The organism is Streptomyces sp. NBC_01450, assembly GCF_036227505.1.
GTDB lineage: Bacteria > Actinomycetota > Actinomycetes > Streptomycetales > Streptomycetaceae > Streptomyces.
In genome coordinates this window covers 1,162,650-1,183,385 of sequence record NZ_CP109481.1, presented here as the reverse complement: position 1 = coordinate 1,183,385, position 20,736 = coordinate 1,162,650, and the positions used below count along the sequence as shown (strand labels likewise).

The 20,736-nt window shown below is 67.8% G+C and carries 20 protein-coding genes and 3 pseudogenes; 17 read left to right on the top strand and 6 right to left on the bottom strand.

From position 1 onward, the window contains the following. The first annotated feature begins 106 nt into the window (after positions 1-106). The 6 genes and pseudogenes from istB to OG568_RS53955 all read left to right on the top strand — a co-directional run bounded on the left by istB (position 107) and on the right by OG568_RS53955 (position 5,122). Positions 107-881, top strand: a pseudogene (istB, locus tag OG568_RS53980) (IS21-like element helper ATPase IstB). 47 nt (positions 882-928) lie between these two features. Continuing rightward, positions 929-1,216, top strand: a pseudogene (locus tag OG568_RS53975) (transposase); the annotation flags it as partial. 85 nt (positions 1,217-1,301) lie between these two features. Next, a pseudogene (locus tag OG568_RS53970) lies at positions 1,302-2,773 on the top strand (IS3 family transposase). Continuing rightward, a complete protein-coding gene (locus OG568_RS53965; protein WP_329537372.1) occupies positions 2,722-3,771 on the top strand; it encodes an IS3 family transposase in 1,050 nt (349 codons plus the stop codon). Before OG568_RS53970 ends, OG568_RS53965 begins: the two are co-directional and overlap by 52 nt. A 101-nt stretch (positions 3,772-3,872) precedes the next feature. After that, positions 3,873-4,703 (top strand): IS5 family transposase, encoded by an 831-nt coding sequence (locus OG568_RS53960; protein WP_329529970.1) that lies wholly within the window; start codon positions 3,873-3,875, stop codon positions 4,701-4,703. Further along, the gene (locus OG568_RS53955) at positions 4,700-5,122 is read left to right on the top strand and encodes a hypothetical protein (RefSeq protein ID WP_329529971.1); all 423 of its coding nucleotides are present in this window, start codon (positions 4,700-4,702) and stop codon (positions 5,120-5,122) included. The genes OG568_RS53960 and OG568_RS53955 overlap by 4 nt, the downstream gene beginning before the upstream one ends. 151 nt (positions 5,123-5,273) lie before the next feature. Here the strand turns inward: OG568_RS53955 and OG568_RS53950 are convergent, their stop codons facing one another. The 3 genes from OG568_RS53950 to OG568_RS53940 form a co-directional block, all read right to left on the bottom strand. Beyond that, positions 5,274-5,858: a phytanoyl-CoA dioxygenase gene (locus OG568_RS53950; protein WP_329537371.1), complete on the bottom strand. Its 585-nt coding sequence runs from the start codon at positions 5,856-5,858 to the stop codon at positions 5,274-5,276. A 68-nt stretch (positions 5,859-5,926) separates the two neighbouring features. Continuing rightward, positions 5,927-6,712, bottom strand: a complete 786-nt coding sequence (locus tag OG568_RS53945) for a class I SAM-dependent methyltransferase (RefSeq protein WP_329537370.1) — start codon at positions 6,710-6,712, stop codon at positions 5,927-5,929. Beyond that, a complete protein-coding gene (locus OG568_RS53940; RefSeq protein ID WP_329537369.1) occupies positions 6,709-7,398 on the bottom strand; it encodes an HAD family hydrolase in 690 nt (229 codons plus the stop codon). The genes OG568_RS53945 and OG568_RS53940 overlap by 4 nt, the downstream gene beginning before the upstream one ends. A gap of 367 nt (positions 7,399-7,765) precedes the next feature. Between OG568_RS53940 and OG568_RS53935 the strand changes: the two genes are divergently transcribed. After that, positions 7,766-9,187 (top strand): hypothetical protein, encoded by a 1,422-nt coding sequence (locus OG568_RS53935; protein WP_329537368.1) that lies wholly within the window; start codon positions 7,766-7,768, stop codon positions 9,185-9,187. A 30-nt stretch (positions 9,188-9,217) separates the two neighbouring features. Next, positions 9,218-10,675: a hypothetical protein gene (locus tag OG568_RS53930; RefSeq protein ID WP_329537367.1), complete on the top strand. Its 1,458-nt coding sequence runs from the start codon at positions 9,218-9,220 to the stop codon at positions 10,673-10,675. Between the two features lie 111 nt (positions 10,676-10,786). Here OG568_RS53930 and OG568_RS53925 read toward each other — a convergent pair whose 3' ends face one another. Further along, a complete protein-coding gene (locus OG568_RS53925; protein WP_329537366.1) occupies positions 10,787-11,011 on the bottom strand; it encodes a hypothetical protein in 225 nt (74 codons plus the stop codon). Between the two features lie 76 nt (positions 11,012-11,087). Continuing rightward, complete coding sequence (locus tag OG568_RS53920) at positions 11,088-11,342, bottom strand: thioredoxin family protein (protein WP_329537365.1); 255 nt, start codon at positions 11,340-11,342, stop codon at positions 11,088-11,090. A gap of 385 nt (positions 11,343-11,727) precedes the next feature. Here OG568_RS53920 and OG568_RS53915 point away from each other — a divergent pair, with 385 nt between their 5' ends. The 8 genes from OG568_RS53915 to OG568_RS53880 all read left to right on the top strand — a co-directional run bounded on the left by OG568_RS53915 (position 11,728) and on the right by OG568_RS53880 (position 19,900). Then, positions 11,728-12,120, top strand: coding sequence for a hypothetical protein (locus tag OG568_RS53915; protein ID WP_329537364.1), 393 nt, complete (start codon positions 11,728-11,730; stop codon positions 12,118-12,120). Between the two features lie 5 nt (positions 12,121-12,125). Continuing rightward, complete coding sequence (locus OG568_RS53910) at positions 12,126-13,085, top strand: terpene synthase family protein (protein ID WP_329537363.1); 960 nt, start codon at positions 12,126-12,128, stop codon at positions 13,083-13,085. 163 nt (positions 13,086-13,248) lie between these two features. Continuing rightward, complete coding sequence (locus OG568_RS53905) at positions 13,249-14,766, top strand: prenyltransferase/squalene oxidase repeat-containing protein (protein ID WP_329537362.1); 1,518 nt, start codon at positions 13,249-13,251, stop codon at positions 14,764-14,766. Positions 14,767-15,078: 312 nt separating this feature from the next. Next, positions 15,079-16,704: a wax ester/triacylglycerol synthase domain-containing protein gene (locus tag OG568_RS53900; RefSeq protein WP_329537361.1), complete on the top strand. Its 1,626-nt coding sequence runs from the start codon at positions 15,079-15,081 to the stop codon at positions 16,702-16,704. A 163-nt stretch (positions 16,705-16,867) separates the two neighbouring features. Beyond that, on the top strand, positions 16,868-17,905 hold the full coding sequence (locus OG568_RS53895; RefSeq protein ID WP_329537360.1) for a beta-ketoacyl-ACP synthase III: 1,038 nt from the start codon (positions 16,868-16,870) through the stop codon (positions 17,903-17,905). A 342-nt stretch (positions 17,906-18,247) separates the two neighbouring features. Further along, positions 18,248-18,844 (top strand): hypothetical protein, encoded by a 597-nt coding sequence (locus OG568_RS53890; RefSeq protein WP_329537359.1) that lies wholly within the window; start codon positions 18,248-18,250, stop codon positions 18,842-18,844. A 381-nt stretch (positions 18,845-19,225) separates the two neighbouring features. Continuing rightward, positions 19,226-19,534 (top strand): transposase, encoded by a 309-nt coding sequence (locus OG568_RS53885; RefSeq protein WP_329537358.1) that lies wholly within the window; start codon positions 19,226-19,228, stop codon positions 19,532-19,534. 90 nt (positions 19,535-19,624) lie between these two features. After that, positions 19,625-19,900 carry a transposase gene (locus OG568_RS53880; protein ID WP_443077948.1) on the top strand — a complete coding sequence of 92 codons (276 nt, stop codon included), beginning with the start codon at positions 19,625-19,627 and terminating at the stop codon, positions 19,898-19,900. A 159-nt stretch (positions 19,901-20,059) separates the two neighbouring features. Here OG568_RS53880 and OG568_RS53875 read toward each other — a convergent pair whose 3' ends face one another. Then, a complete protein-coding gene (locus tag OG568_RS53875) occupies positions 20,060-20,359 on the bottom strand; it encodes a hypothetical protein (RefSeq protein ID WP_329538282.1) in 300 nt (99 codons plus the stop codon). Here OG568_RS53875 and OG568_RS53870 point away from each other — a divergent pair. Then, entirely contained in the window at positions 20,333-20,719 is a 387-nt protein-coding gene (locus OG568_RS53870; protein ID WP_329538337.1) for a hypothetical protein, read from the top strand. The genes OG568_RS53875 and OG568_RS53870 overlap by 27 nt on opposite strands. Positions 20,720-20,736: the final 17 nt, after the last annotated feature.

The following is a 20,736-nucleotide window of genomic DNA, read 5'->3' as shown; positions in this document are numbered from 1 at the left end:
TGGTGTCGCTGACAGCCCACAGGGCCCAGCTGCCCGAGGACAAGCGCCCGTTACCGACCGTGAGCCACTACGACCAGCTCTTGACTCGCCAACCGAAAGGCACTGCATGAGCACGACCGCTGCACCGACCCGCCAGCACGTTCCGCCGCCCCGTCGGGATGTCGGACCGGAGGAGGCTGTGGATACGGCCATCGACGAGGCATGCCGCAGCCTGCACCTGCCCACCATCCGCAGCCGGGTCGGGGAGATGGCCGATGAGGCGAATGCGCCAGCGGTCCAGCTACAAGGACTTCCTGGCGGACCTACTGGAAGCCGAGGGCGCCGAACGCGAGGAACGGCGCAAACAGCGGCTGGTCAGAGACGCCAACTTCCCCAGGCCCAAGCGGCTCGAGGACTTCGACTTCGCCGAGAACCCGAATGTCACACCGGAGCTTGTCGGCACCCTGGCGGACCCGGCCTGGGCCAAGGCCGGGCAGCCGCTCTGCCTGATCGGCGACTCCGGCACCGGCAAGTCCCACCTGCTCATCGGGATCGGCACCGCCATGGCCGAGGCTGGGCTCAAGGTCCGCTACACGACCACGGTGAACCTGGTCAACGAGCTCGCGGAAGCCGCCGACGAGAAGAAGCTGGCCCGCACCATCGCGCGCTATGGCCGCGTTGACCTGCTCTGTCTGGACGAGTTCGGCTATCTCGATCTGGACAAGGTCGGAGCCAAACTGCTGTTCCAGATCTTCACCGAGCGCGAAGAACGAAGGGCTATCGCCATCGCGCCGAACGCTCCGTTCTCCGAGTGGAAACAGACTTTCACCGACCCCCGGCTCTGCACGGCAATCGTCGACCGCGTCACCTTCGCGCACATCGTCGAGACCGGCACCGACTGAACCGCCCCGGTTCGAATGGAGACTCGATTTCATGAAAGGATCGAGTCATGGCACGACCTTCCCGTTACCCGCTTGAGCTCCGCCGTCGCGCGGTGCGCATGGTCGCCGAGGTAGGCGACGACTACCCGAACGAGACGGCCGCCCTGCAGGCGGTGGCCGAGAAGCTCGGCATCGGCTCCCGCGAGACGCTGCGGAACTGGGTGAAACAGCACGAGATCGATGCGGGGACACGTCCGGGGACGACGACGGAGGAGTCCGCCCAGCTCAAGGCGTTGAAGAAGGAGAACGCCGAACTGAAGCGGGCCAACGAGATCCTGAAGGCCGCGGCGAGTTTCTTCGCGGCCCTCTCTGTCAAAGTAGATCGAGTCAGGCATACTGGATGATTCATTGAGTCGAGGGCGGAGAAGGAGTAGTGCCCGGGTGGCCAGCACGAATGACCACGGGACCCCTGATCCGCAGGTAGAAGCCCGTTCGACCGGTCCTCGCCGGTATACCGCGGAGTACAAGGCGAGGATCCTCGCGGAGTACGAGACGTTGGACAAGAAGGGCAAGGGCGCTCTGCTGCGGCGGGAGGGCCTGTACTCGTCGCTGATCACGACGTGGCGGCAGCAGCGTGACAAGGGTGCCCTGGACGCGCTCGCCGCGTCGGCCGGACGGCCGAAGGCGGACCCCAGGGACAAGGAGATCGAGAAGCTCAAGGCGGAGAAAGCCCGCCTGGAAGCCGACCTCGCGAAGGCCCGCACCGTCATCGAGGTCCAGGGAAAACTCTCCGCGCTGCTCGACCAGTTCGCCACGGACAGCGCCCCGGCCCGGAACGGCGAGAAGAACCAGTGACCGAAGCCCAGCTCGCGGCCGTGGCGTTCGACACCGCCCGCAACCAGGCCCTTGAAGAGCTCACCGGGCTGGTCGGACGCGTCCAGGCATGCGCCGCTCTCGGCGTGAGCCGTGCCACCTACTACCGCCAACACCGCCGAAGCCCCGCCCCGGCCAAGCCGCGGCGGGAACGGCGCCGACACGCCCGCGCTCTCACACCCGAGGAGGAGATACGGGTCCTCGACGTGCTCCATTCCCCGGAGTTCGCCGACATGGCGCCCGCCGAGATCTACGCGGTGCTCCTGGACCGGGGTGTCTACCTGTGCTCGGAGTCGACGATGTACCGGCTCCTGCGACGGCACGGCGAGGTCCGTGAACGCCGCCGCCAGGCCGTCCACCCACCCCGGACCGTTCCCGAGCTGGTCGCCGAGGGCCCGAACCGGGTGTGGAGTTGGGACATCACGAAGCTGAAGGGGCCGGTCAAAGGCGTCTACTACTGCCTCTACACGATCATCGACATCTTCAGCCGCTACACGGTCGGCTGGATGATCGCTGCCCACGAGAACAAGGACCTCGCCGAGCGGTTCCTGTCTGAGTCGATCGCCAAGTACGGCATTGAAGCAGGGCAGTTGACGATCCACTCGGACCGCGGATCCCCGATGGTCGCGCAGAACGTTGCCCAGATGATGGCCGGTCTCGGCGTCACCAAGTCGCATTCGCGGCCGAAGACGTCGAACGACAACCCGTACAGCGAGAGCCAGTACAAGACCCTGAAATACCGGCACGACTTTCCCGAGCGTTTCGGATCCCTCGAGGACGCCCGGGCGTGGTGCACTCAGTTCTTCACCTGGTACAACGAGGAGCATCGGCACTCCGGGATCGGCCTGCACACGCCCCACGACGTGCACTTCGGTCTCGCCGAGCAGCTCCGCGAGATGCGTGCCGACGTCCTCCAGGCGGTCTACGCGAAGCACCCCGAACGCTTCGTCCGCAAACCACCCGAGCCTCCCAAGCTCCCCGCAGCGGCATGGATCAACCAGCCGGCACCAGACACCCCGCTGATCCCAGCACAGCGTTAGAACGATCTACCTGCCTTGATCGCTTTGACAGGTTCCGCGGCCGAGCTCGACCGGCCACACACACGCTCGTAGCGTTCATCGACGAGCACCGGGACCGCTTCGGCGGCGTCGAGCCGATCTGCAGGACGCTCACCGAGCACGACTGCAGGATCGCCCCTTCCACCTACTACGCCCACCACAAACGTCGGAGCACGCCGTCGGCCAGGACCGTGCGGGATGCCGAACTGAAGAAACAGATCAGCGAGGTCTTCGAGGCCAACTACCACGTCTACGGGGCGAGGAAGATCTGGCGTGAGCTGAACCGGCAGGGCCGCCGCGTGGCCCGCTGCACCGTCGAACGCCTGATGCGCGAACTCGGCATCGCTGGGGCGGTCCGTGGTAAACGCGTGATCACCACGCTGCCCGGCGGGCAGGCCGAACGGGCGCCGGACCTGCTGGACCGCGACTTCGTCGCTGCCGCCCCGAACCGCTGCCGGGTCGCGGACTTCACCCACGTGAAGACCTGGGCCGGTGTCGTCTACGTCGCCTTCGTCGTGGACACGTTCTCCCGCCGGATCGTCGGCTGGTCCGCGGCCACCGTGAAGGAAACGGTCTTCGTCCTGGACGCCCTTGAGATGGCCGTGTGGCAACGTGACCGCGACCAACACCCAGTTCAGCCAGGCGAGTTGATCCACCACTCGGATGCCGGGTCGCAATATACGAGTTTCCGGCTCGCCGAGCATCTGGACGCCGCCGGCATCGCCGCCTCGATCGGATCGGTCGGCGACGCCTACGACAATGCCCTGATGGAGAGCACGATCGGCCTGTACAAGACCGAGCTGATCAAGCCCCAACGGCCCTGGAAGTCGCTCTCCCAGGTCGAGTTGGCCACCGCAGAGTGGGTCGACTGGTACAACCACCGCCGACTCCACGGTGAGATAGGGCACGTTCCGCCCGTCGAGTACGAAGCCAACCACTACATGGAATCCACGAAACCCCAGGCCACAACCATAATCTGAGAGTGCGGGATGTGGCGTTCCGTCGGTCTTGTCATCGCTCGATGGTGTGACGTTGGGGCATCGCTGCCGGTCAGGCGTTCGGGGTTCGCTTGAGTTGTGGCATGAGCATGCGCAAGCCGTACCCGAGTGATCTCACCGATGAGCAGTGGGAGCTCGTCGAACCCGTGATCACGGCATGGAAGGCCCGGCATCCGTCGGTCAGCGGGCATCAGGGGAAGTACGCGATGCGGGAGATCGTGAACGCCATCCTCTACCAGAACCGCACGGGTTGTCAGTGGGAGTTCCTGCCCCATGACATGCCCCCGCCCGGAGCGGTGAAGTACTACTTCTACCTCTGGCGCGACGAGGGCACCGACCAGGACATTCACGACCTGCTGCGCTGGCAGCTGCGGGAGAAGCGGAAACGATTAGCCGACCCGAGCCTGGTGGTCCTGGACACGCAGAGCATCCACGTGGCCGTCGGCGTCCCGGCCACGACGACGGGCCGGGACGCCGCGAAAAGGGTGCCGGGCAGGAAGAGATGCCTGGCCGTGGACGTGCTGGGCCTCGTCATTGACTGCGTCGTCCTGCCCGCCTCCGCGCACGAGAACACCGCCGGCATCGCCCTGCTGGACGCTGTCACCGAGCAGTGCGACACGGTGAAAAAGGCCCTGGTCGACCAGGGCTTCAAGAAGAAGGTCGTCGAGCACGGCAGACACGTGGGTATCGACGTCGAGATCGTCGAGCGCAACCCGGACGACAAAGGCTTCGTTCCACAGGCCAAACGGTGGATCGTGGAGCAGACGAACGGGATCCTGATGTTCTACCGCCGTCTCGTACGCGACTACGAACACCGCCCCGCCTCCTCCCGCTCCCGCGTCCTGTGGGCGATGACCTCCGTCATGAGCCGCCGCCTCACCGGAGCCACCATCGCCTCCTGGAGGACCGCATGAGCGAAAACCCACAGGTCAAAGCCATCCTGGAACACATCGAAACCCGCGAACGCGAACTGGACGACCAAGCCGAGCAGTTCCGGGACCGCATCGAAGAACTCACCCGGCAGCTCGGCGAACTCGACGCGGAGAGCGAGAACCTGCGCATCACCCGCAAGACCCTCCTCACGCTCCCGCTACCCTCACCCGCCACCGGGCCGGACCGCCCCGACATCCCCGACCACCCCGCCTACCAGCAGATCCTCTCCGCCCTGGCCGACGCGGACCGGCCGATGCGCGCCCGCGATCTCTGCCAGGCCCTCGACCTGCCGATCCTCCCGAAGAACACCGAAGGCATCCGCTGCAAACTGAAACGCCTGGTCAGCCGGGGCATCCTCATCGAACCCGAACCCGGCTTGTTCGCCCGCCCCGACGCCTGAGGGCCACCCCACACCCGCGACCAGCGATCCTTCCCCAACCTCAACCACGAAACGGACAAGAACTCACGTTCCGCACTCTGAGATCTCTATCGAACCCGGGGCGATTCAGTGGAGCCAAAAGAAGTCCGTGCGCTGGAGCCAAAACAAGTGCTTACAGACATGCGGTCACCGCGGTGCCAGCCAGCTCCGCGATGTCCGGCGGGGTCTGCGCGGGCTGGCCCAGGGTCCAGTCCTCGGCAAAGTAGCGGGCCATGCGCCGGTGGCCGCCCGGCACGTAGTGCAGGGCGCCGGCGTCGCTGGTCGCGCTGCCGCACAGGACGATCCCGGCGATGAGGGTGAAGGTGTTCAGGTCCTCGGGCTGCAGGTGGGGACAGGACACCCCGTCGACGTGCATCGCCTTGACGGGCTGGTCGGCGCCGTCGGGCAGCCGGATCTGGACCTGGGCGGTCGTGACGGGTGCGGTGGCGGCGGGGTGGAGGAGCTGGGCGACGAGCTCATGAAGGCCGCTTCGGTGATACAGGCCGAGCAGGTCGGGGTGGCTGGCGAGGTCCGGTGCGAAGGTCCGGTTGGTGTATCCGGTCAGGCGGGAGGGGTCGTACTCCTCGCGCATCCAGGTGTCGACGAGGCGGGCAGCGGGCTGCAGGAGCCGCTCGGGGATCAGGCTGCGGCGTGTCAGCGCGCCGTCGGTGACGAATTGGTTCAGCTCGTCCTGGCTGAGTGGTGCGGAATTCGGCATGGGTGACTCCCAGGCGCGGTAGGGCGGGCGGGGGGTACGGCGCCCCCGCCCCGCGGGGCACGAGCAGGTCAGGGGCGGCGGCCAAGCAGGACGTCGAATCGGGCGTGCTCGATGAGAACTCCGTCGGCGGCATGTTCGGCCAGCAGGGCCTGGGCCCGCTCCTCGAACTCCGTCACGCGTTCGCCGAACAGCGTGCGCGAGGCGAAGCTGGTCGAGTAGAGGTAGCCGATCACCGTCTCGGGGTTCCAGATTCGCTCGATCGGGATGGTGTGTTTCTCGGTCTCAGCGAACGCGGACTCGGCGAGGATCTCCCGGTAGGGCCGGTCGTGGGCCGCGTACGTCTTGTCCTTGCCTGCCTTGCGGTCGGTGCCGGTGTACTCCTGGATGAGGGTGCGCAGGGCGTCCGTCCACGGCGATCGGGCCGTCCAGAGGCTGCCGTCGCCCATTACGGTCACGGTGGCGTCCTGGGCGGTGCACTTGTCGAGGAGGGACAGCACGGCCGGCTGGTCCATCCAGTGAAAGGCGCGGCAGATTGTGACGAGGTCGGCCGACCAGCCGGGGTGGGGCGGGGTGAACTGTTCGGCGGCGGTGTTGTGCAGACGCACCGTGGTGTCCGGGAGGCCGGCGAGTGCCTTGTCGGCCTCGGCGAGCATGCCGGCGTCCCGCTCGACGACATCGATCTCGGCGAACGTCTGGTGGAGGGCGACGGGCACCTGGCCCGTGCCGGAGCCGAGATCCAGCAGTACCGGATGCTGCCGGTCGGCGACGGTCTTCGTGAGCAGACGGACGGCGGCGTCGGGGATGCCGGGCCGGTAGGTGGCGTAGTAGGGGGCGGTCTCAGCGAACTCGTTCATGACGTGTTCCTCCTGCAGGTGGTGGGTGAAGGGCCGTGGCCGGTGAGGGTCTGTTCGATGTGGGCGGCCGCCGTGTCCAGGTCGGGCACGATGGTCAGGCGGCCGGTGTGCTCTGCCAACAGCTGACGGGTTGCCCCGGTTGCGGCAGCGTGAGTGATCCACACTGCCTGTGCGCCGGCGGCCAGAGCGCCCTGCACGTCGTAGGCGAGACTGTCGCCCACGTGCAGGACCTCGGCCGCGTGCACGCCCTGTACTGCGGCCACCTTCCGTACGGCTTGCGGATCGGGCTTGGCGAACCCGAGCCGCCACGAGGGGTAGTGGCCGGCGAGATGCGGCGCGAGGAGCGCCTGCACGTTGCAGCCGCGTTCGTCCCAGTACGTGACGTTCGACAGCGTGACGACGGGCACGAGCCGCGCGATGCGGGCGACTGCCTCGCGGGCGCCCGGCCACAGCGCAAAGGGCTGCGGCCGGTGCTCGTAGGGGAAGGCAGCCGGATCCACGCCGATCGCCCGGCAGAGCGCCTGGATCGCCGCGGTGTCGTCGGGGCGGACGGGGTGCAGGTGCTCCTGGACAAGCTGCTTGGCCCGGTTCTCGGCGAGCGGGGACAGTGCGGCCAGCCGCTGGGTGAGCGTGACCCCGGACGGGGCACCGAGGGTGTAGCCGACATCCAGGCTTACCAACCCCACGCGCAACGCGCTCACCGCTGTGCCTCCAAGGCCGAGATGATCGACGCGATCCGCTGCGCCCTGACCGGGCTGCCCTCGCGGGCCTCCCCAAGGAACGTCAGCAGCTGGCGGGCCTCCGGCTCGCTCCAGGCACCTGTGTCGAGGCCTGCCGCAGCGGCCGCCCGGGCCACGGCAGCTAGGCGGCTACGTTGCCGGATCGTGACCGATGGTCGGGGCTTCTGGCCGTCAGCCTGGTCGGGGTCGGCGGATGAGCTGACGGCATGGAACACACGCACCCCCGCGCACCCAGGACTGATGACCGCCCCACTTCGGCGGGCCCGGTGCGCTGCCCTGGCCACCGCGCGCGGCCCGCATCGGGGGCACGGCGGTGAGCCGCTTCGGGACAGGGGTCCGCCGGGGCGTGATGGCGGCCGATCAGTTCACCCAGGTCGCCAACGGCCTGTTCCGGGACAGCCGGTTGTTCTACAAGGCGAAGGGGATCTTCGGGTACGTCAGTACGCACCGGGACGGCTGGCAGGTCACCGTCGCGCACATGGTCTCCGTGGGTCCTGATGGGCGGGAGGCGGTCCGCGCCGGCCTGAAGGAACTGGAACGGTACGGCTACCTCATCCGCGAACGAATGCGTCGCCCGAACGGAACGCTCGGCGAGGTCGTCTACTCGATCACCGACCGCCCCGCCACCCTCGACGTCGCTCTGCTGGAAGCGACCTCCACCCTCGCGATCGAAGACGAACACGATGCCGGCTTCGGGGCAGGCATCCGTCGCGGGGTGATGGCGGCCGATCAGTTCACTCAGATCGCCAACGGCCTGTTCCGCGACAGCCGGTTGTCCTACAAGGCCAAGGGACTGTTCGGCTTGCTCAGCACGCACCGGGACGGCTGGCGGATGACCGTCGCTGACATCGCCCGCCGCAGCCGCGACGGCGAGGCAGCGGTGAAGAGCGGGCTGAAGGACCTGGAGAAGCACGGCTTCCTGGTCCGGGAGCGCGAACGTGATCCCGACGGAACCCTCAGCGGGGCCGCGTACTTCATCACCGACCTGCCCAGCCTGCAAAGCCGCAGGTCACAACCAGAGTCGGGTTTTCCACCAGTGGATAACCCTACGTTGGCTGATCGGCCCACTAAGAACACCATCGTTAAGAAGACCAACAAGCAGCACACCAGATCCCTCCGTCCGTGCGACCACGGCGACGCCGCACGAACGAACGGAAGGACGGACCCCCCGGACGCGACAGCGTCCCCGGCGCCGCCGCCTCCGGCAGACGAAATGCATCCGGGGATCCGACTGCTGCTCGAGATCGGAGCGAGCCGTCCCGAACTCCTGCTGACCGGGAAGCCGCTGACCGATCAGGGCCGCGTGGCGACCGTGATGATGGACACCGGCTGGAGCCCCGAGCAGCTGCGCCACGTCATCACCGACCGGCCCCTGCCGCACCCGGTGCGCACCTCGGTCGGCGCGATCATCGCCGCCCGGCTCCGCGCCGCCCAGGCCTACCCGCCGCCCGCCACCGCAGCGGACCACCACGATGCTCCCCCGTGGGACGAGCCGAACGCGCCGGCGACAACAGAGCGGTCATCGACAGGGGCCGCCGCCCGCACCGTGACCGAGGCCCTGACCTACCGGGCCCTCGTCGAATGTGCCGGCTGCGGCGTGCCCGCAACCGCCCCCGGTGAAGACCTCTGCCCGGCCTGCCTCGGCTGGCCGCTGTGCCGAACCTGCCCGGGCCCGACGCCCAGGCGGGCCCACCCCGACGGCGACGGCCGCTGCAGGACGTGCGCCTCCGCCTGACCGCCCCACTGGAAGAAAGGAAGAAGCCCCGTGACGGACACGCTCCGCACACCACCACCGACCGCGGCCGCGCAGCACCGGCGCCCCTTCACCCTCAACCCGGCCCGGTGGGAGGCGGAACGCTCACGCGCCCTGCGAACCGGCCACGTCCGCGACCACACGTGCTCAGCCGAGTGCGAACCCGTCCTCGCGTACGAACGCACCCGGTGGGGCTGGCTCGCCTGGACCGTCCCAGGCGACGGCACCCCGCCCGAGCAACCCCATCAGATCGGGGTTCTCACCCCCACCGCGAGCCGTATGCAACGCCTGGCCCTGCGCTGGCTGACCAGGCACCCCGCCCACCGCCTCGCCCTGGCCCCCACCATCCCCGGGTCCCTGCGACTCTCCGCCGCTGCTGTAGTCCTCATGAGCCTGCTCGCAGGCCTGTTCGCGATCGGCCACGGCGTTCCCGTCGACGCCGCGCTGCCGGGAATGGTGCTCGCTCCGCTACTCGCCGAGCACCTGCCGGCCCAGCTGGACGCCCGGGCCTGCGAACACGTCCGCAATGTCGAAGGCGACGGCGCCTGCCAGTACCTGCAGCGCCTCGCCGCCCTGCACACCTACCTCGTCCAGGCCGCCGCCGGCAGCGACCGCTACGAGCTGCACCGCTCGGCCGAGATCGGCCGGCACACGCTGTGGGACGCCGCCGGCCTGCTCCAGACCCCCGACATCCGCTCAGCCTCGGCCGAACTCATCGCCCGGGAGCGGCTGATGGTCCAGCTCGCCGACCAGGTCGCCCAGAGCCAGAAGCGCACCCACACCGAAGACGGACCAGCCGACACAGGCCAACCCCACACACGAGAGCGGCCATTGGGCCCCTACCAGCCCGCCTCCGAGCAGACGACACGGCCAACGCCTCATCACATGCACGGCACTTCACCGCTGAAGGGACACCACCCCATGACCCATCCCGAACCCGACCGTGCCGTCCGCACCGCGGATGTATACCTGCTCTTCGCTCACGAGCCGTACTACCCCGGCCCCGGAGCCCAGGAGATCAACACCGCCCTGGTGACCGCTGCCTCGCTGCTCCACCCGCGAGTACGGCAGCCCGACGGCGCACAGATCCATGAGCGCCTCATTCAAGGGCGCCGGCCGGGAGAGATCATCCCGCTGGCCACCCTCACCCACGAGCTCAACGGCGGCGCCGACTGGCCGACGGTCGGCGACTGGGAGAGCGTCACCGCCGACCTGCTGCAGCTCGTCCGCGAAGGGGAGTGCGATGCCCTCAGCCTCGGTCTGCCCGAAATCGCACGTGCCCTCATCTGCACCGGCCCGCACAGCCACGTGCGCACCTACGACGCGGCGGCCGACCAGTTCATCGCTTACGGGCCGACGGAGCGCGCCGCCGTCCTGGCCGAGATCGAAATGGTCCTCGCCCCCCTCGTGGCCGAGCAGGCCCTCTGGCCAGGGGACGGCCTGCTGCCCCCGCCCACCCGCCAGCCATAAGACCGCCACCCTCCGGTGCGGCGAGGGGCCGACGACTACGTGCTCCGGTGCGTTGTCAGAGGCGGTTCGTACGCTGGCCGCTGGCTCCGCAGCCCGTAGCCGATCGGTTCGTCAGTGGAAGACCAGAGGGCCGATCTCCTGCTGTGCGAGGTCGATCAGTAGGCTCAGCCCCTGGCTTTGCACAAGAGCCTCAGGATCTCCCTGGGCGTCAGGGTTGTAAGCGGGATGCCTGACGCTCTCGTCAAGGGCTTCCGCGATTGCCTCCTCGTTGTCAGCAGCCAGAGCACAGGCCAACGCCAAGGTGGCCGCAAGGACGGCAAGCGCGAACTGCATCACTTCAGGCTCCTGGTCCCATTGCGCAAACAGGCGGGGAGCTTCCCCTTGAACGGCTTGCCGGACCGTTCGCTGACTGTCAGTCTGTGCCTCCCTTGAACATCATCAGTGTCGGAACACTGCGCGCGTTGTGCTGCTCCGGTGTGAGGGGGTTCTGGTCGATGTCCAGACTCGCGACGGTGAGCCTCTCGCCGTACTCGCGGGCGACTTCGTCGAGGAGGGGTGCGAGCGACTTGCTGGGTCCGCTCCACTCGGCCCGGAACTCCAGCAGAACGGGCTTGTCAGACTTCAGGACCTCGGTTTCGAACGAGTCATATTGAGACGGAACCCGCACGCGAGGTGGCCGATGTGGTGGACCGACGTGTGCGTTCTCGTCGCCACGCAGCTGGAGCGGGGCCTCACGCCTTCAGGTGAACTTCGGGTGCGAAAACGTTCACTCACCCGATGTTGGGGGTGTTATGGGCAATTCTGGCAGCCGTCCAACGGAAGGCTTGCTCATGCAACGTCGCACGGTGATCGCCACTGCTCTTGTTTCCCTGTCGGCCGTTGGCGTGTCTGCGGCAGTGGCTGCGGGACCCGTGATGCCTGTCGCGGGGACGGTCACGTGGTGCTTGTCTTCAACGGCGGCTGAGCATCTGGCGGCTGACGGAGTTGCGATGGCGGCTGGTGCTCCGGCTGTGCTGGACTCTTCAGGACCGACTCCGTGCGTGCAGTGGCCGATGAAGGGCAAGATCAGTCTCGACCTGACCGAGGGGTCCTGGACGGCGGGTGGTGGCCTGACCTTCACCAGGGCCTCGGACGGGCGCAGTCTGCGCTTCACCGGGGCGCACGGTGACTTGGCGCGGCGGTCGATGCTGGTGGATGCGACGGTCGGAGATGAAGCGGCGCTGCCGGTTGATCTCTCCACGTACGAGCTCGACATGACGAAGATCACGGTCACTATGCCCTCCGTGAACTCGCCGGGCTCGGTTGAGGGCAGGCCGTTCAATACGACGCTCAAGCCGGACGGTGCGGCGGTGTTCTCTCGAGCGTTCGGCGCGTCGCCGGTTCCCACTGGGAGCAGTCTGACCACGCTGGCGGGCCGTGTCGATGTGGTACCGGCGCTGGGCTGAATCGGATGTGGGGGGAGACTGGTGCCGGCCTTGTCAGTGCTGGTCTGCTGGGTGAGGTCCGGGCTGAGAAGACCGGCGCTGCGGTGCTGGCATGGGCGCGGGACTTGAGCCTGGTGGTTGACGCTTTTGAAGAAGGGCGTCTGCTTGCTATGCGGCTGGGGAAACTCGCTGAGCTGGCGGTGCCGGAGGCGAGCGACGCCGATCTGGAACTGACGGCGCAGTGGGCGGCATTCATCTGCCTGGTCGACGACCGGTTCGACCGCAGCCGGGTCGGTATCCGGCCGGAAGAGGTCGCGTCGCTGTTCACCCGGCTGCTGAACGTGATCACCGGCGGCCCTGCCGGATCCGTCAGCGGGATTGAGCAGGCCCTGGATGATTTGTGGCGGCGTACGGCTCCGCGGATGTCCACTCAGTGGCGGGAGCGGTTCGTTGCCGACTACCGCGACTTCGCCCTGGCCATGCAGGAAGAGGCCGCCGGCCGCACCGACCGGGTCCCGATGGGGCTCAGCGACTACGTGCTGCGGCGTCGCAGGACCATCACCGCCCTGCCTCTGGCAGACATCCTGGAGTGCACCGCTGGCGCGCCCTGGCCCGGCTTGCCCATGGGGGAGGACCTCATGAGGGCCCTGCGGCGGGCCGTGGCTGATGTGGCCGGCTGGAGCAATGACCTGGTCTCGGCCGAGGATGACCTGCGGGAGGACCGCGACAACCTGGTGACGGTGCTGAGCCGTGAGCGCGGCTGCTCCCTGTCCTCGGCACGCGAGCAGGCCACGGCAATGCGCGCTGACCGTGTCAGGGATTTCCATGCCCTGGCCGCTTCGCTGACGGCGATGACCCTTCCCGGAACTGAGCGGGAGGAAGTACGGCGTTACGTGGCGGCACTCGGGTCCTTTGTGGCCGCGACGCTGCACTGGCTTGGCGTCACCCATCGCTTCGATGCCCGTTGGGCGCCCCGGCCCGTGTGACCGACCTCGTTCGCCCGCCCTGCCGCTTCACGCTCGACCGTGTTTCTCGTGCCATCCAAGGACTGTCCTACCGATGAGACCCCCTGCCGCCAAGCAGCTCCCCCCGGCCTGGCTGTCGTCGTACTTCCCAGCAGCGCTGCCTGCCGGACGCAGACGTCTTTTGGTGCACGTGCTGAACCGGGTGGGTGCGGACGGTGCCGTGCGCGACGCCTGCCGCAGTCGGGTCCTCGAATCCGCGCTCGCCCTGGCGCTGGTGGAGCGGTGTGGATCTGGCCACCACGACGCGCGTACTCGCATCGTGAGCTACCTGGAGCGCCATCAGAACAGCGAAGACCTTATTGATACGACCGTAGCCGCCGCTGCCCTGGGCCGGGGCACCAGGCAGCCGGCGCGTCGCCAGGCCCTCGAGGACATTGTCAGCCGGGTACCGGACTTCACCGGATCACGCAAACGAGCCCTGGTGCAGGCCATCTTCACCATGCTGGGCGTGGCTACCGACCATGCCGACGTCGCTCCCCATGCTGTCGATGTGAGCGCGCTGCATCCCTGGGCTGCGGTGCAGACCGTTGCGGTGAACGCGATCCTGGGCCGGGCGGCAGGTAGAAATCGCGCTGGCGGGGAGGATGTCACTCGGCTGGCATCCACCCAACGTCCGGGAAGGGTGTGGGAGGGAAACCTCTTCATTCACCTGTCAGTCCTGCATGCCCTGGTGGACGTCCCCGGTATGGAGAGCGTCGTCGATGCCGGCCTGAGTACTGCCCTCAGGCATCAGCGGGAGGACGGCGGCCTGCCCTTCGTCACGGACACCGACACGTGGAGCACCGTCGTCGTGGGTCTGGCTCTGGGCAGTGCTGGCGCACCGCGTGAGGTGATGCACCGCATCGCCCGGCACCTTGTGCATGTTCAGCACGCGAACGGCGGCTGGTCGTACACCGACCACGCTGAGCTCTCCGACACGGACTGCACCACCGTCGCAGTCGAGTTCTTGCATCAGCTGGACCCGGTCGCCTACCGCGACCCGATTGAGCGTGCCCTGGACGCACTGGTCGCGGTCCGCGGCGCCGACGGCGGATTCCCCACCTACGGAGCGGGCACTCCCTCCGAGGCGTGCATGACCGCCGCCGCGATCAACGCGCTCAGCACCCAAGACCGCCACCGTCACCTCATCCAGCCTGCTCTGCGCTTTCTCGCCGACCGTCAGATGCCTGACGGCTCCTTTCCCCCCGGCTGGAGCAGCAGTCGCCTGCACACCCTCTTCAGGGCCTACCTCGCCACCCACCACTGGCAGGCCTCTCTGACTGTCCAAGACATGAGCGGTCGGATCGCCGGCCTGGTGCAGAGCACACAGAACGCGGACGGCGGCTTCGGACAGAGGGACGGCGCCTCAAGCGATGCCATCAGCACCGCCTACGCCCTGATCATCCTGGCCGGACAGCGCGACCCTGCTCCCGCTGCGCACGCCACTGGCTACCTGCTCACGCAGCAGCGTCCCGACGGCAGCATCATCTCCGTTCCCGACATGCTCGGCCCGCGTCCTTTCCCGTATCACGTCCCCGTATTGACCGACGCGTTCACTCTTCTCGCCCTGGGCCACCTCACCCCTCGTATCCGGCCATCACGCATTGCCGTGCCGGGCCGCCAGCACAGCATTGCGCAACTCGCCGAGAGGACAGCCCCATGAGCCCGCGCTCCAAACCGGCTTCCCCGCCCGGGCACGTATGCCTGGTCACGGGATGTGCAGCGGGCATCGACTGGCCCCTGGCCGTAGCCGGGAGCCACGTGCACGGATGCGACAAGTCCCCGACCAACCTCGACCGAGCCGCTGCCGACCCGTCTGGAAGGGACCGAGCGGCCCGCCGCCCGGGACCACCTCATCCAAGCCGGGCCCACCTACGTCTCCTTCGCCCAACGCTCGGGACACTTCCAGCCGATTTTCCGGCTCACACCGGCCTGACCTCTGTCCCCCCACCGAACCACCACTGCGGAGAACCCCGTGACCGTTCCCCTGCGTCCCACGCCCATGGACCTGACCATGCACGACATGGCCCAGGTCTATCCCACGATCTCCCAGACCATCGGAGTGATCCTCCATCTGGAAGGAACCATTCCAACCCTCAGCGAACTCCGCGCCTATGTCGGTTCCCACCTGAAAGACCAACCGCGCCTGACCCACTACCTCCACGGCCCCGGCCTCAAAGCCCGCTGGCACCACGACCCAGCCCCCGACCTTAACCACCGCGTCCGCGAACAGCACCTCCCATCAGGCGACCAGCACCTCGATACAGCCCTGACCGGTCTCGTCGCGCACCCCTTGCCCGCCGAGGGCCCGCTGTGGGACATCTGGCTGCTGGCCGGGTACGCCCCGGGGCGTTATGCCATCTGCCTGCGAGCGCACCACAGCACCCAGGACGGTATGGGTCTGATCGGTACCCTGACCGCTCTGTTCGGCACCGCACCCGCGCCCAGCACGCACCCAGCGCTCCGGGCAGGCGCCGCGGCCTACCTGAGCACCGTGCGCGGCATGCTCACCGCAAGTGCCATCAACAACGCCTGGAACGACACCGAACTGTCCCTGACCGGCCACCGTGATATCAACTGGGCGGATGTCCCCACCCAGCGGCTGCGGCAAGCCGCCACCGCCCGCGGCGGCGACACGAACGACGGCTTCCTGGCCGCCCTCAGCGGAGCCCTGCGCACATGGGCTGCACAATCCTGGCCCCGCGGCGCCGACAGGCCGCTCCCAGCGATCACGATGGTCAACCTGCGCCGGACCGAGGACCACGACCGGCCGGGAAACTTCTTCACCTTCGCACCCGCGCCCCTGCCCTGCCACGAGCCGACAGCCGAAGGCCGCCTCGACCACGTCATCGCCGCCACCCGCACCACGAAAGACCCGGCCCGCCACAAGGCCATGCGCTCCGTGATGGACCTCGTCCCCGCACGCGCCTTCCATGCTCTGGCAACCCGGCTGACCACACCCGCCCGGGCCACCATCAGCACGTCCTACCTCGCCATCCACCGGCCGTTGCGCTACAAACAGGACCCCGTCACCCGCCTCCAGCCCTTCACCTGGCTCCCCCGGCACCAGCCGGCATCGATCGTGGCCTGCAGCTACAACGGAACCACCAGCATCTGCTTCGTTACCGACGCCGTCCTCCCCGGCCTGAACCAGCTGCCCCGTCTGTTCCACGACGCCGTGGGCGACCTCCCGCGCTCTGACGACGACCCGCAGGCGGGCAGCCGAGCGGAGCAACTTCCCCACGCCGGCGTGACGCTCCCCCTACCTGCCGCTGCCTGTGATACCGCAGTCGTCATCGATTTTGACTTCATCAAAGGCATCCTGGTCCACCAGGGGAACCTGCCGGCCGAATCGATCACGCGTCAGGCGACGCAGGAGGAAGCCGGCATCGACTCCCTGGCGGTGACCGAGCTGTCCATGATCCTCGAAGAGCGCCTGGGCGTCGTGATCACCGAAAACGAGCTGGCGAAGCCGACCACCATGGACGACCTGGTCAGCCTCGTAGCTCAACGGACAGCATCATCCCCCGACCGCGAGAGTCCGCAAGAGCAGGGTCTCCACCCCCAGACAGAACGACCACACGCAGTGCCCGAGGCGTAGGCGCGCCCCGGCTCCCCAGTCAACAGCGCCGGTCATCACCGGCCGCAGCGGCAGCACGCGAGCGACAGCGGGATCACAACGAGCAGCCGGTCAGTCCGCAATTCCGAAGGCATCCCCTCCGCTGACGGTGACGCCAACGAGCAAGCACAGAGAAGACAAACCGTTGATCTTTGCACGTAAAGCCATGCCTCCGTCGCCAGCGCCTGCCGCGCGGTTGATCGGCCTGGGGTCCTATCTGCCCCCACTGAAAGTGAGCAACGCCGACCTTGCAGCACGCCTGGACACGACAGATGAATGGATCCGCACCCGTATCGGTATTGCCGAGCGACACATCGCCGATCCGGCGACTGCCACCAGTAACCTGGCCGTGGAGGCAGGACTCCGGGCAATGAAATCGGCGGAGCTCGAGCACGTCGACGCCGTCATTCTGGCCACCGCCACTCCGGACCATCACGTTCCTGGCACCGCACCGGTGGTGGCCCACCAACTCGGCCTGTGCCAAGTGCCTGCCTTCGATCTCGGTGCAGGATGCTCGGGCTTCGTCTACGCAACGACTGTCGCAGCGGGACTCATCCACGCGAAAACCGTCGGCACCGTACTGGTCATCGGAGCGGAGAAGATGTCGGCCGTCATCGACCCCGCCGACCGATCCACCGCGCCGATCTTCGGCGACGGGGCGGGTGCAGTCGTACTCACAGCCGGACACGCCGACGAACCCGGAGCCCTCGGACCAGCCGCATGGGGCAGCGACGGCGAGCACGCAGACGCCATCGTCATCCCCGGCGGCGGGTCCCGGAGCCCCTCACGTACCACTGCCGACCTGGAGAATCTCTACGTACGCATGAAAGGAAACGAGGTATTCCGTCACGCGGTGCGCCGCATCACTCACGTGACTCAAGAGGCAGCCACCGCAGCAGGATGGGCCGCCCAGGACATTGACAGGCTGATCGTCCACCAAGCAAACGCACGCATCAGCGCAGCAGTGGCCAACGCCCTGGGAATTCCGGCCGAACGCGTACCGTCCAACATCGCCCGAGTCGGCAACACTTCTGCAGCTTCGATCCCCCTGCTGCTAAGTCACGCCGCGATCGACGGGCAGCTGGAAGCCAGGCAACGAGTCGTCGTGACCTCCTTCGGCGCAGGCTTCACCTGGGCGGCCACCACTCTGCTGTGGCCCATCGGCCTCCAGGCTCTCGCCTGAGCGCCTATTGCATTCACCAGTGACGGGTTCGCTGCTCTGGTAGCGTCGCCAACCAGGCGGCAACACGCGCCAACTGTCTGCAGAAGCGGTGGTGGCCGCCGTGGCGCACCTCCCGCGCGCCGATGACCTTCCCCTCGTGATGGTCCCCAAGATCCGGCGCGGCTCGCGCACCCATGGCCTGCTCGGGACTACCGACGAAATGCGGCTCGTGAGGTGACGGAATGGCAGTCGCGGGGTCAGGAGCTGCGAGCACCTCCCGCCCCTGATTCCCTTACCGATGCCGGGGCTGGTGTCAGAGCGTGGTGACACAGTATCCGGGACTGATCAATAGGAGGGGAGACGATGGGTGACTTCTTTGAGCGGATCGTCGACGTCGAGGTGACCGGCGAGGAGGCCGGGCCGCTGGCGGAGCGGATGGTCGCCTGGATGGTCACTGAGGGCCTGATCACGCGTGAGGTGTCCAGCGACGGGGTGTACAGCCTGACCGTGGACGAGGGCTATGTGCCAGGACCTAACTGGGCGCGGGCCGTTGCCGACGCATCGGACCCGGACTGGCTGCCGGGCCCGGTGGCCGTCGTCGTTGGGCGCGACTACCACGTGGGCGGTCAGGGAGCGGACGATGCGGAGTACGCCGTCTGCCCACGGTGCGAAATCAAGACCGTGATCATCAACTATCCCGAGGAGTTCGAGGCGGACGAGGATGTCTGGCAGCCGTTCAAGGACGGCATCGCCGCCTGGAAGGAAACGGGTGAGGGGAGTGCCCCCTGCCCCGCCTGCGGTGCCTCGGTCTCGGTCACAGAGTGGCAATGGGAGTCCAATTTCGCGGTGGGTGCCCTCGCCTTCGACTTCTGGGGCTGGCCGCCACTCTCCGTCGGTTTCTGCGCGACGTTCAGCCAGCAGCTGGGGCATCGCACTGTGGAGCACATGGGCAAGTTCTGACGGGAACCCACACGCCTCAGCGCGGGAATTGGACGCAAGGCGAGCCACGTTTTCGCAGGTCAAAGAAATCCGTCGGTAGCCCGCTCGTCTACCTGTACGGCCCCGGCAAGCGCGACGAGCATGCACTGTCGCAGCCAAAGTTGAGTGTTTCTCGCCGAAGGTTGAGCGACCCAGGCGGGCTGAGGGCCAGGCTCGTCTCGGCCTTCCGGATCACGATGCCGGCTCGGCTGACGGGCCTGGAGCGCGAGCATTTCTCCGGCCCGAGTAGACCTGACTGTTGGGCGACGCTGAAAATGCCGACAGGCGCGGCACTGAGGTTCCCCCGAGATGCGGAGTGTGTTGACAGAGGGTCAGATGGGACTCATGAGAGGAACATCGACCATGGCTGCTCCCAGGAAGTACTCGCTGGAGTTGCGTGAGCGTGCGGTACGGATGTATCGCACCTCCGACCCCAAGCCGCAGATCAAGAAGCTCGCGGTCGACCTCGGCGTCCACCCCGAGGCCCTGCGCGGCTGGATCCGCCAGGCCGAGGCGGACGCCGGCGAGCGCGATGACCGGCTGACCACCGACGAGCGAGCGGAGCTCGCCGCGCTGCGCAAGGAGAACGTTCAGCTCAAGCGGGCGAACGAGGTCCTGCGGACGGCTTCGGCGTTTTTCGCGGCGCAGATCGACCCGACCCGGCCCAGGTGACGGCGCTCGTTGACGAGCACCCGCACCTGGGGGTCGAGTGCGTACTCCGGGAACTTTCCATCGCCTCCTCGACGTACTACCGCTGGCGTCGTGCCGAGCGCGAGCCAGACGCACAACAGACTCGACCAGACCACCGAAGAGGGGCAGCGCCGCTACGCGATCCGTGCCGGCATCGAAGCCACCCTCTCGCAGAACGTCCGAGCCCACGGTCTGCGCCGCTCCCGCTACCGCGGCCTGAAGAAGACGCACGTCCAGCACACCGCGCTGGCCTGCAACATCGCCCGTGTCGCGGACTGGCTCGATGCCGAACCCAGAACGCGACGCCGGGCCACCCGCTTCCGCACCCTGTGCTCAGCCGCCGCATGACCCCGCCAACATCACCAACAGAGTCCCGGTATTGAGGCTAGGGGTTGCCTTAACGGAGGTTGGCGGACACGAACAGGGATAATCCGGAGCGTCAGGTCCGGCTGTCGTTCTTCGGGTAGCGGCACTGTAGGCGCGATATCCGGCCGTACCAAGCGGCGGTCAGCGCGGCAGGAGCAGTGCCGAGCCGATCTCCGCCAGCTGGTCCGCGAGGTCCGGGCGCCGGCCCAGGAGGCCGGTGCGGACCGCGTTGTCGACCACGGTGAGGGCCGCGCACACGGTGATCTTGGCCTTGGCCTTGGCCGTGTCGAGGCCCGGCCTGACCTCGTCGAGGACGCGGAGCCAGAGGGCGAGGTAGTCGCGCTGTGCTTGCTTCGACGCCTTGCGTTCCTTCTCCGGCAGCTGGTCGAGCTCGCCGATGAGCAGACCGATCAAGTGGCTGTGCTGGAGGGCGAATTCGATGTACGAGCGCAGCAGGAGGTGCAGGCTCTCGTCAGCGGTGGTGGCGCGGGCGAGCGCCGCCGCGGTGCCGGCGCGGCGCTGCTCGCGGGCGCGGGCTACCAGGCGACGTCGCTCGTATGGCCGAAGGGCATGTTCTCGATGCTGCCGCTCACGCCGGACCAGATGTGCCGACTGCGCGGGCAGCTCGGCATCTACGGCACGACCTCGGGGCGCATCAACATCGCGGGTGTCTTCGCGCACCGGATTCGATACCTGGCGCAGGGCATCGCCGCCGTCCTTGAGACGCCCCCTATGCCGCCGGAGGCGCCGGGCGGCACACCACGGCGGCCGGGGAGGGGCGGGCGCCGAACCGGGTGGTGAAGGCGATGCCGGCCGCG